Below are 15823 nucleotides of genomic sequence, written 5' to 3'. Positions count from 1 at the left end.
ATTGAATTTGGCTAGGAGGTTAAGATGAGAGAACAACAAGCCGTGAGAAAAAAAACGAATATACTGTTTCTGATAGCAGATGATCATAGATTCGATGGCCTGGGAGCGTATGGGAATCCGGTTGTACAGACACCCGTATTGGATCAATTGGCCGCTGATGGCGTGCTTTTTAAATCCATGTATACGATGGGGGGACAAACAGCTGCGCTCTGTGTGCCTAGTCGCGCTTGTCTTTTAACAGGGGCTAATGTATTTAGTACAACAGCTGCCTGTAAAGAGGTTACGCTTGGAGAGACGGAGAATCAGGACCTGTGGGCACTGAATCCTGCACTAGCCACTTTGCCGGAGGTGCTCCGGGCTGATGGATATCGAACCTTCGGTATCGGTAAGTGGCATAATGGAAAAGGGAGCTTTGCCAGAGGTTTTGCAGGCGGAGCGAATATTTTCTTTGGGGGAATGGGGGATCATGTCGGGCTGCCTCTGCATGCTTTTGACCCGAACGGTATTTATCCGCAGGAGACGGCAGTCCTAAGCGATACGTTTTCTTCGGAGCTGTTTGCAGATGAGGCTATCAATTTCATTCACAGCCATCAAGAGGACGATCCTTTCTTATTATATGTGGCATTTACAGCTCCCCATGATCCAAGGACTCCGCCGCAAGAGTATGCTGATTTATATCATGCAGAAAATATTCCGCTGCCTGATAATTATATGACAGAGCATCCTTTCGATAATGGTGAATTGTATGTGCGGGACGAACTATTGGCATCCCTTCCACGGCAGCCAGGCGAAATTCGTCAACATCTGGCCGATTATTACGGCATGATTACTCATCTGGATGTACAAATTGGCCGTATCATACAAGCACTGCAACAAAGCGGGCACGCTGAGGATACGATTATCGTCTACACAGCTGACCATGGGCTTGCCTTGGGACAGCATGGACTTTTGGGTAAACAAAATTTGTATGAGCACAGTATTCATATCCCGCTTCTTATGCAGGGACCCGGTTTACCGCAAGGGGTTGAAGTCAGCGGGCTGGGCTGCCAAATCGATATTTTCCCGACGTTATGCGAGCTGACGGGGACGCGGCTTTCCGATACGGTGGAAGGCAGGAGTCTGATGCCTCTAATATCCGGCCAGGAAACAGTGCTTAGAGAAAGTGTGTTTTCAGCATATAAAAATGTTCAGCGGATGATTAGCGACGGGCGGTGGAAATACATTCGCTACTATCGTTCTGGGGATAAGGGTTCTAATCGGATTCAATTGTTTGATTTGTATACGGATCCATGGGAAATGTCTAATTTGGCCGATGACCCGTTACAGCAAACCCATATCCAACGTTTGGAGGGGGAGTTATTGCGGTGGCAGCAGAGCGTTCGCGATCCCCTTCTTCATCATTCTTAGAGAGGTGAGCTGAAAATGAAACGTCGTCCCAACTTCTTGTTCCTGTTTCCGGACACACATCGCGGAGATTGGATGCCGTACCATTCGGATATTTTATCCGCTTTAGGTATGGAAGCTTTACCGCTGCGCATGCCTAATATAGAAGCATTGATGAAGCAAGGTGTTACCTTTACAAGGGCGGTCACTCCCTCCCCTTTATGTGCTCCGGCCAGAGCCTGTCTTGCTTCCGGATTACGATATAACAAAGCGGAAGTTGCCGGCAATCATGAGAATTACTCATTGTCTCGAAAAACGTTCTATTCCATACTGAAGGAAAATGGTTACCGTGTCGGTGGTGTGGGTAAATTTGATCTTCATAAACCTACACATTGGTGGGGGCTGGAAGGCTGGATTGACGATCTGAATCAGCTGGGATTCACGGATGCAATCGATAACGCTGGCAAGATTGATGCGATACATTCCGGCAAAAAGTCTCCGCGTGATCCCTATATGAAATATTTATACGATGAGGGATTGGCTGACATCCATTTGCAGGATATGACTGATCGGGACCAACGAACGGATGCAACGGATTTGCCGGATGAGGCGTATTGTGACAATTGGCTGACCCGCAATGGCATTCAAATGCTGAAGGAATTTCCTCAAGATCAGCCTTGGTTTCTGATGGTTAATTTTGTGGGACCGCATGAGCCATGGGATATTACACATCGTATGAAGGCCGAGTGGGAGAATGCCCAGCTTTCGAAGCCGAATCGTTGCACGCTGCCGGAAGAAACATGGAATAGCATCAGGCAAAATTACGCCGCTATGCTGGAGAACATCGATCGCAATATAGGACTTCTTCTTGAAGAAGTAAAGAGACGCGGAGAACTGGAAAATACGGTGGTCATTTACTCTTCAGATCATGGAGATATGCTGGGAGATTTCGATAAATTCGGTAAATGCAAACCGGAACGCGGATCTGTGCACATCCCGTTAGTCATTAGCGGCCCCGGCATCCTGCAGAACCAATATAGCGATGCACTTGTAGAGCTGCAGGATCTGGCTAGCACTATCGTGGATTTGGCTGATTTAACGATGGAGGAAGCAAAGGATTCGTTATCCCTCAAAACGGTTCTGCACGGTGAAACCTACAAGTTACGCGATATACAGATTTCGGGATTGGATGAAGGTCCGCAGCATCCAAGCCAATGGAGAGTGGTTTCCGACAGAGAATGGAAGCTTATCGTTGAGAAAGACGAATGTGATCGTCTGTACCAACTGAAGAACGACCCATGGGAAAATAGAAATGGGGCAGAAGATCATCCGGACATTGTTGCCAGACTTAAGGAAGCGCTGCAACAGGATTAATCGTGAGCGTTCATTGGAGATGAATAATTACAGCCTGCCCTTTGCGGCAGGCTATTTGAGTTATATTGAATAAGGAAAATGAAGCAAGCGAGCCTATCGGAATTATGTAGTTAATATTAATTTTATTGGAAGATTTAGTAATAGTGTCAGCCGTATAAAATAAATAAAGGTTTGTGAGTATTTTGTGAGTCTGAAATGATAGAATGGATTATAAAGTTTTTTTGTGATTTTGTGGGGAAGGGGGGTCCAGGTGAAAAGCCTTGGCAAACTCATTGGAATTGTTCTGATCTTTACTGTAGTTGCTCTATTGTTTGAGCATATTTATTCGCTCACGATCCCGAATCGGGAGATTCCACCCGCGGAGCGAGGAGTGTTGGATTTAAGGGGTTGGGATTTTAGTAATCAAGGACTGGTGACTCTGGATGGACAATGGGAATTTTATAAGGGAGAGCTGTTGGAGCCAAAAGATTTTCGTGCAGGCTTAAGAAACGAAGTCTCTTACCTATCTGTTCCTGGCCCCTGGAGAGGAAATGAAGCAGACGTCGGTATGAGCAGAAAAGGCTACGGGACTTATCGGCTCAAGGTTCTTGTTAAAGATGCTGACGACATATATGGAGTGAAATTGAGCAGCATCCGTATGTCTCATCGGCTGTATATCAATGGCAAGCTGGAGGGAAGCAGCGGATTCCCGGCAGCAGTCAAGGAAGAACATATGCCGGGGAATACGCCGTACAGTGTTTTTTTTCATTCGAATGCCCAAGAAATTGATATCATTATACAAGTGTCTAATTATATGTTTGCTACCGGGGGTATTGTGAACTCAATCCAGTTTGGCAGGAATGGGGATATCACAATGCTGAACGGTTTATTGCTAGGCAGCGATCTAGCTATCATCCTGATTCTTGTTATGTTCGGCGCCTATCATCTTAATCTCTACTTTCTGCGCAGCAGAGAGAAAACTTATTTATTTAGCGGCCTGTATTTATTCTCTTTATCTGCTATCCATCTATTGTACGGAGAAAAGATATTTCAGAGACTGCAGCCGGACTTTCCTTTTGAGATAGTTTACAAGGCATTGGATGTAAGTCAGTTTCTTAGCTCATTATTTATCATTTTATTTTTCTGTTCCATTGATAGCCGTCTCTTATCATATAGAAATAGGATATGGCTGCTATCTCCTATTGTAGGTTATCTGGCTGCAATTATAATCCTGCCGTATTCGCTTTATAATGAAGTGAGGTATTTGTTCTTTTTATACATGGCAATCGCTCCGCTTTATATTTTGGGTAAAATGATATACTTGTTCAGCATTAGCGGCAGGGGAACGTCCGAACGTAAGGAGCTCTTCTTGTTCATCGTTGCTATTATAGCATTGCTAATCTATCTAGTAGATGGGTCACTGTATTCAGAGAACGTGGTTCAAACCAATTTAAGGGGCAAGGTTGCCGTTATCTGTTTCATTACCATTATGAACGTTATGCTTGCTTACCGCTTTACAAATGCCTATGAGAAAACGGAAGTTTTAACGCATCAGCTTACCGTTACCAATCAGCTTAAGGATCAGTTTTTAATGTATACGTCACATGAGGTTAAAACCCCATTGCATGGAATTATGAATATAACCTCTTATTTGCTGGATGACGATGAACATAATCTAACCTCTAAACAGAAGCAAAATCTTTGGTTGGTTAAGGATACATCGGTTAAGCTTTCTATGCTCATGCAGGACTTGATTGATGTTACTCGCTTAAAGCAAGGTGAGCTGAGACTGCAGATGACGGTTGTAGAGGTGAGGTCGGTGACTCAAATTGTATTCGATGTCTTGCAATTCGAACTTGCGGGTAAGACGGTACAGCTGGATAACCAGGTTCCCGTGGATATTTGGGTACAAGCGGATGAGAGCCGATTGCGGCAAATCTTGTACAATCTGGTGCACAATGCTATTAAGCATACGGAAAAAGGAAAAATAACAGTAACTTCAAAGGTTTCCAATGGAATGGCTCATATCTCAGTAGCTGATACGGGAACCGGGATTTCTGAAGACAAGCAATCGAGAGTATTTCATTACTTTGAACAGCTGGATGAAGTGCTGCCGGAAGACGGTTATACGGGAATGGGTGTCGGTCTGTATATAAGCCGTAAGCTTGTTGAACGTATGGGGGGCGAGATTGGGATCGATTGGACGGAGGTCGGACAGGGGACACGCATGACGTTCACACTGCTGAACATAGCCAAGCAATTGCCTGTTCCACATAATCTTTATTCGATCGATCTATATTCTGAAAGAGCTTCTGAGGAGCTTGAACCCATGGATAGCCTGGAGCAGCATGCCTATACCGTTCTTATTGTCGATGACGAGGCATCCAACATTCATACCCTGCTGAACATTCTGAAAAGGCATCGGTATAATGTGATCGCAGCATTTTCAGCTAAAGAAGCATTGGTCAAAATGAAGGAGCATCCTCAGATCGACCTCGTTATATTGGATGTAATGATGCCAGGCACCTCCGGGATCGAGCTTTGCCGTTTGCTGAGAGTAAATTATTCGATTCTCGATTTGCCTATATTGTTTGCGACAGCCAAGGATACTTCACAGGATATCGCGCTTGGCTTTAGCGTCGGTGCCAATGATTATTTGACCAAGCCCTTTGAAGCGGAGACGCTGATCGCAAGAATTCAAACGCTGATTACGATGAAAACCTCTATACAAGAGGCTATTCACAATAAACTTGCCTTTCATCAAGCTCAGATCAAGCCCCATTTCCTGTATAATGCACTGAGCAGTGTCATCTCGTTTTGTTACACGGATGGAGAGAAGGCCGCTTATTTGTTATCAAAGCTGAGCCAATACTTGCGTTATATTCTGGATAGGGATCGCGATAAGCTATTCGTTACACTTAACCAGGAGCTGGAATTGATTGAAGCTTACGTTGAGATCGAGAAGGCCCGTTTCGGGGAGCGATTTGATTTTGTATGTTATGTTGAGGACAACCTCAAACATCTTGCAATCCCCTCCCTTTCCGTTCAACCGTTTGTGGAAAATGCCATTCGACATGGGTTGTTCGAGAAGGACGGACATGGCATGGTGACGTTGACGATTCAGGAGGGGGACCGGTATTTGCAAATTATTGTGGAAGACGATGGGGTAGGGATCCCTGATGATACGCTTTATCAGATTGCCAGTGGTGAAAGCCCAAGCGGTGGTATAGGTATTTCCAATATAAAAAGCCGCCTGGATTCGATTCCAGGTGCTACTATGATCGTTAACTCAGAATTGGGACGCGGAACGAAGGTAACCATGTATTTGCCTCTGACTGTCAGGGAACATCCGGCCATCGAGGAGAGGAGTAAAAAAGTTGTTTAAGGTGCTGCTTGTGGAAGATGAAAAGCCAATTCTTGAATTAATGAAAGTCATTATCGGGAGAAATCCGCACTTTACGATTATCGGCGCTTATAGCAACCCGCTGGAGGCGCTGACCAACTTTACCGAGCTGCAGCCGGACATTGCTTTCCTGGATGTGGAGATGCCTAAGCTAAATGGACTCGAACTGGCACAAAGAATGAATGATATTTCTGACCGCACACGGATTATTTTTACTACGGCCTATAAGGAATACGCCCTGGAGGCATTCAAGGTATATGCTTTCGATTATCTTCTCAAGCCTGTAACACCAGATGCCATTGAGCGGATAACGGCTCGTTTAATGAAACTCGATAGCCATTCAGCCGCTGTAGAGCAGCCGGGTCTTGCCTCTATACGTTGCTTCGGGGGATTTGAAGTTAGAAATTCGCAAGGAGCGCTCGTCCGTTGGCCAACACGCAAGACAGAAGAGCTGTTCGCTTTTTTTCTTTGTTACCCGAATCAGGTTATCAGCAAATGGCATTTGGCGGATTGGCTGTGGCCTGAGATGAATGAAGATAGAGCTTCTCATAATCTGCACAATACCATATATCGTTTGAAGAAGGTATTGAAAGAGCATGAGATTGCGATGGATATTATCAAAACCAATGAAGGCTACTTGCTGGAGACTATGAATACCAGTTATGATTTGCTGGAATTTCATAAGACGGCAACGGGAAGCTTACAAAATGAGGCTCAAGCAGAACGATTATGTGCCTTATATCGCGGCCACCTTTTGGAACGAAAGGATTATTTGTGGAAGGCTCAGCTTGAGGTTGTATACAGCAAGCAGTTTTCTTCACTTGTTCGCAATCTGGTCCAAGCAGATATGGCTGCGCAACAATGGAGCAAGGCTGAAAAGAAGCTGGATGCTTATTTGTCGATATACATATTGGATGAAGAGATGCATCAATTATTAATGCAGCTTTATGCTGTTAGTGGGAAGATTGAGCAAATTCCTAAGCATTATAATCATTTCGAAGCCCTATACCGGAAGGAGTTTGGGATGGAGCCGTCACTAGAAATGAGAAGCAGAGTAGCGGCTTATTTGGATGACAAGGGAATAGGGGTATAGTGATAGTGAATTAGATACTATAAAATAGGACTAACATCCATAGAATGCCACGATTAGGATAAAGGAGAAGACTCCCTGAGGGGGGCGGAGGAACAAATGTTCCTTTATGCGATTTGCAACCTCCATTTTAAGTGGATAGCGGAAGTTGGACTTCCTGTATTCAGAGTAAATGGAGCCAGCCATAAGCGCAAAAACAGAGAGATAACTTATCTCTCTGTTTTTTTGTGCTTTTTTGGCGATAGAAGAAAGTGTGAGTGTTTTACAGCGCTAAAGTAGCGTGTCCTTTCTAATATAAGTTTGCCGAGGGTACTCTATTTATCTCGCAAGATAAGCTGCCTTTAAGTTGGAAATGTATCCTCAATGAAAGAGGTTTGATCTGAAAGCTTTTTGAAGGAATGAAGAATGAGCGAGTAACCTGCCTTGACTAGATTAGAGCTAGATTAGAGCTACATTAGAGCAAGATTAGAGCTTAAGATCTTTAATGCACCCCATGATCAAGGGGGATTTTAATAGGGATAGTGGCGATGAGCCCAGGAGAATTTTTACGGAACGGAAAGTTCCGCTATTCCATCAGCCGCCTCCAATCTGGGGCAATAGCGGAAGCGTGAATTCCGTTATGTTGGCCAAATTGGAGCATTTATGCGCAAAACAGAGCAATAACGGAACTGGCTGTTCCCTTATCACTCTGATTTATGGACTTTTCAGGTAATAAAGGAACAATTACTTCCGCATTACCCTTCACTTCCGTGAGTGGAGCAGTACTGGCGTATTGTTTAGGGTTATGTGTAGGTGATATCTTCACTAGAAGTATTAATGAAGCTAACTGTACGTACGTCGAACACGGCAAGGGAGTTCATGGCTACCAATAACCTCTCCATTCGGCTTCATTCGACAATTACTTCGAGGTTTGTGAGAATTTTGAGAGAATGCGTCTATATAATGTTGAACTGAGTAGAAAAGGGATTCCGAACTAATCCAATGATTGGAGCTTACTACTTGGGATCCGTTTTTATAGGAGATGAGGTGAATTGTTTGCAGAAATGGAGTAAATTTTTGGTGATTATAATAGGGTCATTGTACCTATTTTTAAATCACTTTTCGCTTACAGGGGCAGACCCTCCCAAAACGTATGATGCAGAAGAGCTGTATGAGTATGCCAATCCTGCTGTCTTCTATGTACGGGTATTTCGAGCTGACGGCACATTGAAAGATGTTGGGACGGGTTTTCTGATCAAAGGGGACGGCACAGCGTTAACTGCTTATCATGTAGTGAATGATGCGGATCGAATCACTTGCGCGCTGTATGAAGGAAAGCTGGAAGTAGCCTGCCGGATTGCAGTCAAAGACGAAACGGCTGATGCGGCCGTGCTGAAGCTAAAACCCCATATTGACAGCTCGGGGCGAGAGGAGAGCTACCCCTATTTAAATCTTCGTACAAGCACAGTAAGGCATGGAGAGAAAGCTTTTGCTATAGGTTATCCGATGAAAGACACGAAGATTATTACGGAAGGCATTGTCAACAGCCCGCGGGCTCAGATTAACGGCAGAGATCGAATCCTTGTTTCTGCACAGATTGTTAATGGTATGTCGGGGGGGCCTGTTTTTGATAAATACGGAAATGTTATGGGGATCATTTCGGGTTCCCTTCGTACAATGAACAATATTCATTTGGTCGTTAACACAGAGAATATCAACAAAATGATGGAGAGTGAAAGATAAAAAGCTAATAAATGAGGGGAAAGGGATAAACTTTGATGAATGTCTACATTGTCAAAAAGCGAATGGATAAAACGCATGAAACGATAGCAGCAGTATTCTCAACCCCGCAAAAAGCTGAGGCTTATATATATCAAGTTGATGAATTGCAAGATAAACATTGGATTGAGACCTGGATTGTCGATTTCTATGCTGATCAGAAGACTATGAAGCAACGTTAAATAACAAGGGCTTAACAAGTGGAGGAACGGGAGATTCGAGAGAAAATTTGCAACAGGGTAATGCAGGTGAATTCGGTTATCGATCGATAATGAGAAGCTCAGATTCAGCTAGGGAATCGTATGTTTTGCAAATGTGTGATCGTTATATCAACATCTGGGAAAAAGCTCTCAGCAAGCTCATACACGTATACTCTGCACCGTCTCCCAAAGTTCTGTTGAAATGATAGCTTCATGAAAACCGTCTTTCTGTTATCCGTTTCTCCACCCGCGCCCTTCTTCCGCTAATTTAAATACCTCTCGGGCAATTGCAGCCTTCGCTTCATTAACGATCAGCATCTTATCGATGTTATCGTAACCGAAGCAACTGCCGCCGTTAGCCTTTCCTTGTCACGTCCTTACTGTCATTCCCATTGTAACGCGATCTACAATCACATTCCGTTCAAACTCGTTATGGAACCCATAAAACTGGAAACGCATTGTCGAACGATGTCTATCTACGTTCTGTCAGCTTTCGACTTTTTGTGAGAATTTTGAGAGAACCGTTATGTATAATGGGTTAGGTATTGCCGAAAGTCCTGCGACTAAAGTCACAAAGGGGATGTCGAAATGAAACAAACTGATGTTTGCGCTCTTGGCATTGTTCCTGTTTCTTGGCGGGTTTTCCATTACGCAAGCAGACCCTCCGGACAAACATGACGGGAGAAGCCTATATGCCTCTGTGGAACAAGTAATATTGTATGTCCGAGTATTTCGGTTCTGACGGCACTGTAAAAGATGTGGGTACTGGTCTTCTGATCCGTCCGGACGGCACAGCATTGACTGCTCATCATGTAGTGAGGGGGGGACAGCATCGAATGTGTACTGAACGACGCTTCCGTTGTACCTTGCCGAACTGTTGCGGAAAGCGACCTGGCGGATACGGCGGTACTGAAGCTGTCCCCCCTAATAGAAGCTTCGGGGACCGAGCGGCCCTTTCCGTTTATACCTCTGCGCACGATGAACGGTATTTATCTGGCAGAAGACTCGCAAGCGGTGATGCAGGTGCTGGAGCAAGATGAACATTAGCGTGTAGACAGGAGTTGTACAGCAGACAAGGAGTGGATTAGAGAATGAAGAAACTCGGTAAAGGTTTGGGGAAATGACGAAGCTGATGGCAACGGACGGGTGAAAGCGAAACATAAGCGAGCGCTGCAGGGATCTTTTCAGTCTTCTTTCGCAAGCAGAACAATATTCATCCTGCCGTAAATACGTAACATATCCATCGGGTGATGACGGAATTCATTCCGGATCAGCCCAATACAATCAGGAGGTTAGAGCGTGAATCGACGGATCGCAAAACGAATTTCAATCTTGCTGGTGGCGTGTATGCTGATGACGACGCTGCTTTCCCATTTATCCATGAATGTGGCGAAAGCTGACTCGCAACCACAATATTTAGACGTTCGCGTGAACCAAATGTTCAAAATTGTTAACCGCGGTGATATGCCAACATGGACGAGGAGTTTTGATTTCAGTGAGGGTACACCGAATTTTTTTTATATGTTTTTTCTATGTAGAGATAATCCGGGTGTAACCGTTGAGGTTGATGGCGACAAAGTCACTAACTGTCAGGATGCTGGATTTACGACTAAAGATATTGATCATACGAGTTCCTTCAAGGGGACAATAAAAATTGCCCAAATTCCGGGACTGAAACGGCTGGCGGAAGGCGGGAATGCAAAGTTGCTGCTTAAAGTCAAGAAATTGAACAGCTCAAGCGATCATGGCGCTTACATTCATCTCTATATAAACGGAGTTGATACTTGGTATCAGCACTCTACGCCAAGCGAATCTGACAAATATGATTTAGATTCCGATTGGATAAGCTTCGGGCCGAACGATGAGATTTCGATTGAAACGGAGACGGGGGGCACAAGTACAACCGTGGAAGGTCTTCGCTTGTATTTTGCCGATATCCAGCTGCCTACGATTACGAATTATACGTTTAAGTCCGACGGTGTGGAAAGGGTTAACAAGTTAGGACAGACGCAGCTGTTTTTGAAAAAGGACAAGTCCATTCAGCTTCAATACAACTTCAGTAAGTCCGTAAGAGCAACCAATTTCAATAATGAGAAATTATTCGATAAGCACTTGCTGTACACGGTGCCGCCTGGCATCGGTCTGCCTACCGACAACACACAGCAGGGCATGAGTTTGCCTGAGGGCTTCTATGAAAATTCTATGAAATACGAAAATCCGTTTGGGTTGGATACTAGCGGCTTCAAATTTATCAAAGAGCTTCCCTATACATACAAAGTCGCGGATTATCATCATTCCGGCAATATTCCGATCGGCAACGGCGGAGATCTGGAAACCAAATCGCAGAACGAATACAGCATGAAGGAAAGGCTGCAGGGAGCAGGTTATTACGATGCGGCGGGAAACCCGCTCGATATGTCGGGCTTCTTGAAAGCGAGCGCTGACAGTTCAAGTTTCTTAAGCAATAAGGATGTCAATCCGTTTAATTATGCCGCTGCTGGCAACAAAGGCTACGCGATTATCCCGGACGCCGTACCTCCTCAATATAATTTGACAGGCAACGGCATTACACCGGAAATTCCTACTGGACTTGTTTTAAATGAAGGGAAAGAGATTGAATTTACCGTAGAGCTTACCAAAGAAACCATAGTCAAAGAGGGGTTGTCGGAGGAAGGGCTGTATCTTTTATTCAATAATGGAATGAAGGCCAAATACGCCGCCCAGGAAAATACGGGACCGAACACGAAACTATGGAAATTTAAAATGACCATTCCTCCCGGTCTGAATGTGGAAACCCCGCTGTTAAAAGTGATCGCGTTGACCCATGAAGCAAAAGGGACGGATACAGGGGTCATTCAGGATTACGCGGGCAACCTGCTGATGGATAAGGCCAACATGGACAAAGCTCCTTCCCCGGACCCGTCCAAAGCGATACCTCTAACCAAGATCGACGAGGCAAAACTATCCATTGACAATACGCCGCCCGTGACCAGCTTCCGGTATGCTTCGGGAGGAGCTACCGATGCCGTATATGGAAAAGCCGGAAAAGTCTCCATTGATGCCACCGACCCGGACATTAAGGTGCCTTCCCTTGATCCGGATCAAAGTTTCGCTAAACGGCCCAGCAAAGGCATCTACCGTCCCGGCAACATGACAGGAGCACAGCCCGGGCAATCACCGGAGGTGGGGCTGGTGTACTATACGTGGAGTCAGAGCTCTGCCGATCCGTTCGCAGGGAAGGAAGGGGACCACTTTGCCGCAATCAAGCGGTATTCCTTGACGGCCAATCAGCCCGGGGAAGAATTGTACCCCGGCAATACCGTAACGTTCAAAGTGGCCAACAATAAAACGAACATTATCGATCCACCGGCAGACGCATTAGCAGCAGAGAACAGCGGAGCCTGGTATCTTCATACCTGGACGGGGGACATGACCTGGGATGCGGCAAGAGAGCTGATGCAATATAGCAAAATGAAGACATTCAAGACGGCTAACGCTCCGGTTTTCAACAGCTGGATTGCCGAATACAAAGCGAATAATTCCGGCGCTTCCGATGCGCATGCCGAAAAATATGCCGAGGACAAGGCGCTGGTGCAGGTAGGAAATTATTCGGAATGGCCGATTGACGACTTCAAGAAAGACGATTCCAACTGGACGTATGAAAAAGCGACGCTGCTTTTGGACAACAAAAAGCCGAAAGTCGACTTTGGAGCGCTCAGCGGGAATAACACGCCGGAGGTTAAGGTGCAGGTGACCGTTACCGATGAGCACAGCGGCGTCGGAATCAAGCAATTCCAATGGGTCAAGCAGGGGACTGAACCGCAAGAAATAGACTGGCTGGATTTCCCGGCGAGCGGTGAAATCACGACCTTCAATCATGTGCCGGAGGATGGAACCTATCAATTGGCTGTGAAGGCAGTGGACAAGGCGGGCAATCAGACCATTGAAAAGATGAGCGCCTCTGTAACTGTAGATTCCTCAGTGAAGGTTACCACCTCCTTCTATCCGGAAACGAACGGCAAATACATGAAGAGCCCGGAGGTCCGCTTCACGATTAACGGAATCAATGTAGAGAGCGTCAGGTACGCCGTGACGGGATCTTTGACTCCTCCCGCCGATTATCCTTCCGTCGCCCAGTCCGTTTACGGTACGGTGAGCGGTTCCGTTTACGGCACTGTGAGCAATGCCGTCTACGGGGGCGGGAACGGCATGTATGTAATAGCCGCCGATCCCAGAATCAACGGGACTTATGGCGTTTATGTTAAGGTCAAGGAAGCGGGCGTAGAAAGGTACTATACGTATTCCAAACAATACCTGGCGGACAACGAAGCTCCGCAAATCACGTTTAGCAAAAACGGCGTCACTTACCCCTCCGAGCAGCAGAGTGTTGTCGTGACCGTAACCGATCGGCTAAGCGGTGTGGCATTAAAGAAATACCAATGGTTAAGATCGGACGCTCAGGCGCCTGCGAAGGACTCCGGCGGATGGGTGGAGCTTCCGGCGGATGGAGCGGTGACGATTGATTCTACGCGCTTGTCTCCGGGCGAAACGGCCGACTATGTGCTTTACGTGCTGAGCGAGGATGCCGTAGGCAACAGCGCGGTAGCACACACAGGAGCATTCAGGATATCTCGAAAACCAGCAGTGGAAATTCCTATTGCTGTGAATTCGGATCTGCTTTATATGTACGAGGATGTTAACAATGGGTATACGGCGGTCGTGAGGCTGAACCTGGAAAATCCCATGAAGGCAGGCTACAGATACTCCATTTCTACGGACGGCGGAAATTCCTGGGGCAGATGGCTTCCTTACTCCAATTTTATCGAAGTAGGGGGGCTTAAGGACCGAAATCCCGAGCATTTCCTCCTCAAGGCCAAGTTCAGAAGCCCGGGAGGCGCGGAAAGCCCGGCTATAAGCTTGAATGCGGGTTCCGTTTCCATCGATGAGCCGATATATGCAATTGCATCACACAGCACATTACGTCCTGTGAAGCCGGAAAACTTTGTTCTGGAGTTGAAGGTTCCGGCAGGCATTAAGGCGGTACCTTCAGCAGGACTCAACCCGGCTGACCCTACACGGATCAAGGGCAACAAATTCAGCATCGCCCAGAACGGAGTTTACTCCTTCGATCTGTCGGACCTGACAGACAGCACAAGAGCGGATACTCTCTTGGTGGTAGTGGACAATATGGACTCCGTGCCTCCTGAAGGAAGCATTGAATATTCCATGACAGCCAATACCAATAGCCATGTAATTGCAAGGCTGGAAACATCCAAGCATGTAAAGGTGTTAAACAATGAAGGAAGATTCGCTTACACCTTCAACGAGAACGGAAGCTTTACATTTATGTTTGAGGATGAGGCAGGCAACGCGGGATCTGTCACGGCAGCGGTTTACAACATAGATAAGACCCCACCGGAAGCGAGAATCGTACGCTCTTATGCCTACGGGGAAAACGGAGGCAACACGTTCAAAACGATACAAGACGGCAATGGAGATGTTCTGTTGTCCCAAGGGGTTGTGCTGAATGTCGAGAAGCCGAATCCTGCAGCTAAAAATTTCCAGATTGTAAGAGGCACAAACGGTACGGTTCTTTATCAAAACGGAGAAGCGAAATTTACGATAGTCGACGATGCAGGCAATTCGGCAGTCTTAGGTGATGAAGTTTCTACCATCATTCCCTTCTTGCCCAATCCCGACAGCATCAAGTACGAGTTTGTGGATGATGATGGAAATTTACTGCAAAGCGATCGCATCGTAGTTATCGACGGCGTTAAGGTTGCCCAAGGCAGGATGAAGGTCACCTTATCCGGTCGTGTACAGGCTCCTAACCAGGTGTTCCTGGGAACCGCTCGTGCAAAGGACGGCAACGGAGATTACACCAACCTGCTTAGCGATGCAAACGGAAACTACAGCTATTCCAAAATTTACGCGGCGAATGGTGAGACTACCCTGGCGATCAGCGATTCTCTGGGCAACGTCAACAAGCTGCCAATCGTTGTACAAGGACTTGACAACAAGCCTCCCGTCATTACTCTGAACAAGCTGATTGCTTTTGTCGAGCGGAACAAGCCAAATTTCAACGCTTTAACCGACCTTGGAGGTTTTACTGTGACCGATGACCGGTCCAAGCCGGGCAACATTGCCGTGGAGGTCAGCACTTTGGATTTATCTAAGGTCGGCGGACAAACCGTGACTTATACGGCCAGGGACGAAGCAGGCAATATATCTACGGCTGAACAGAAAGTATACGTGCTGCCTGGCGACGGCCTCATGATCCTGGGGAATGATCTTCTGATTTCCGCAAGCCAATCGGAGAAGGTGCTGTTTGACACGAATGTCGTGAACTTCAAAATATCCAGATACAATCTGATGAATGTAGCCGGAGAGACGCTGGCGAACGAGCGGGGAACCTACGATGTTTACTACCAAAGCGGACTTTACCGGGAAGGTCAGATGAAATATGTCGCGCAGGGTCTATCCCTGGAGGAGCTTCTACAGAAATCCTTCACCGTCGAGTTTCCTAAAACGGGCTGGTATACCCTCATTGTCAGAACACAGGAAAGAGAGAGGGAGTATACCACATTCTTTATAGGAAACATGGGTCGATAAATCCGAGACAGGCTAAGGAGGCAG

Annotated in this window: 8 protein-coding genes; all 8 read left to right on the top strand. The window is 46.2% G+C overall.

Annotation, left to right across the window (positions count from 1 at the left end; translation table 11 throughout):
• The first annotated feature begins 24 nt into the window (after window positions 1–24).
• The 8 genes from ACFQ0C_RS17240 to ACFQ0C_RS17205 all read left to right on the top strand — a co-directional run bounded on the left by ACFQ0C_RS17240 (window position 25) and on the right by ACFQ0C_RS17205 (window position 15799).
• The gene (locus ACFQ0C_RS17240; protein ID WP_379368302.1) at window positions 25–1407 is read left to right on the top strand and encodes a sulfatase family protein; all 1383 of its coding nucleotides are present in this window, start codon (window positions 25–27) and stop codon (window positions 1405–1407) included.
• Between the two features lie 15 nt (window positions 1408–1422).
• On the top strand, window positions 1423–2757 hold the full coding sequence (locus ACFQ0C_RS17235; RefSeq protein ID WP_379368301.1) for a sulfatase family protein: 1335 nt from the start codon (window positions 1423–1425) through the stop codon (window positions 2755–2757).
• Window positions 2758–3007: 250 nt separating this feature from the next.
• Complete coding sequence (locus tag ACFQ0C_RS17230; protein WP_379368300.1) at window positions 3008–6121, top strand: ATP-binding protein; 3114 nt, start codon at window positions 3008–3010, stop codon at window positions 6119–6121.
• A gap of 1 nt (window position 6122) precedes the next feature.
• On the top strand, window positions 6123–7232 hold the full coding sequence (locus ACFQ0C_RS17225) for a response regulator (RefSeq protein WP_379368586.1): 1110 nt from the start codon (window positions 6123–6125) through the stop codon (window positions 7230–7232).
• 1056 nt (window positions 7233–8288) lie between these two features.
• Complete coding sequence (locus ACFQ0C_RS17220) at window positions 8289–8951, top strand: S1 family peptidase (protein WP_379368299.1); 663 nt, start codon at window positions 8289–8291, stop codon at window positions 8949–8951.
• 35 nt (window positions 8952–8986) lie between these two features.
• Window positions 8987–9169: a hypothetical protein gene (locus ACFQ0C_RS17215; protein WP_379368298.1), complete on the top strand. Its 183-nt coding sequence runs from the start codon at window positions 8987–8989 to the stop codon at window positions 9167–9169.
• 737 nt (window positions 9170–9906) lie between these two features.
• The gene (locus tag ACFQ0C_RS17210; protein ID WP_379368297.1) at window positions 9907–10227 is read left to right on the top strand and encodes a hypothetical protein; all 321 of its coding nucleotides are present in this window, start codon (window positions 9907–9909) and stop codon (window positions 10225–10227) included.
• A gap of 259 nt (window positions 10228–10486) precedes the next feature.
• Window positions 10487–15799, top strand: a complete 5313-nt coding sequence (locus ACFQ0C_RS17205; RefSeq protein ID WP_379368296.1) for a hypothetical protein — start codon at window positions 10487–10489, stop codon at window positions 15797–15799.
• Window positions 15800–15823 lie beyond the last annotated feature (24 nt).

This window comes from Paenibacillus sp. GCM10027630, assembly GCF_042676305.1.
Taxonomy (GTDB): domain Bacteria; phylum Bacillota; class Bacilli; order Paenibacillales; family NBRC-103111; genus Paenibacillus_S.
The sequence above is the reverse complement of the archived record's forward strand: the minus strand, read 5'-3'. Positions and strand labels throughout refer to the sequence as shown.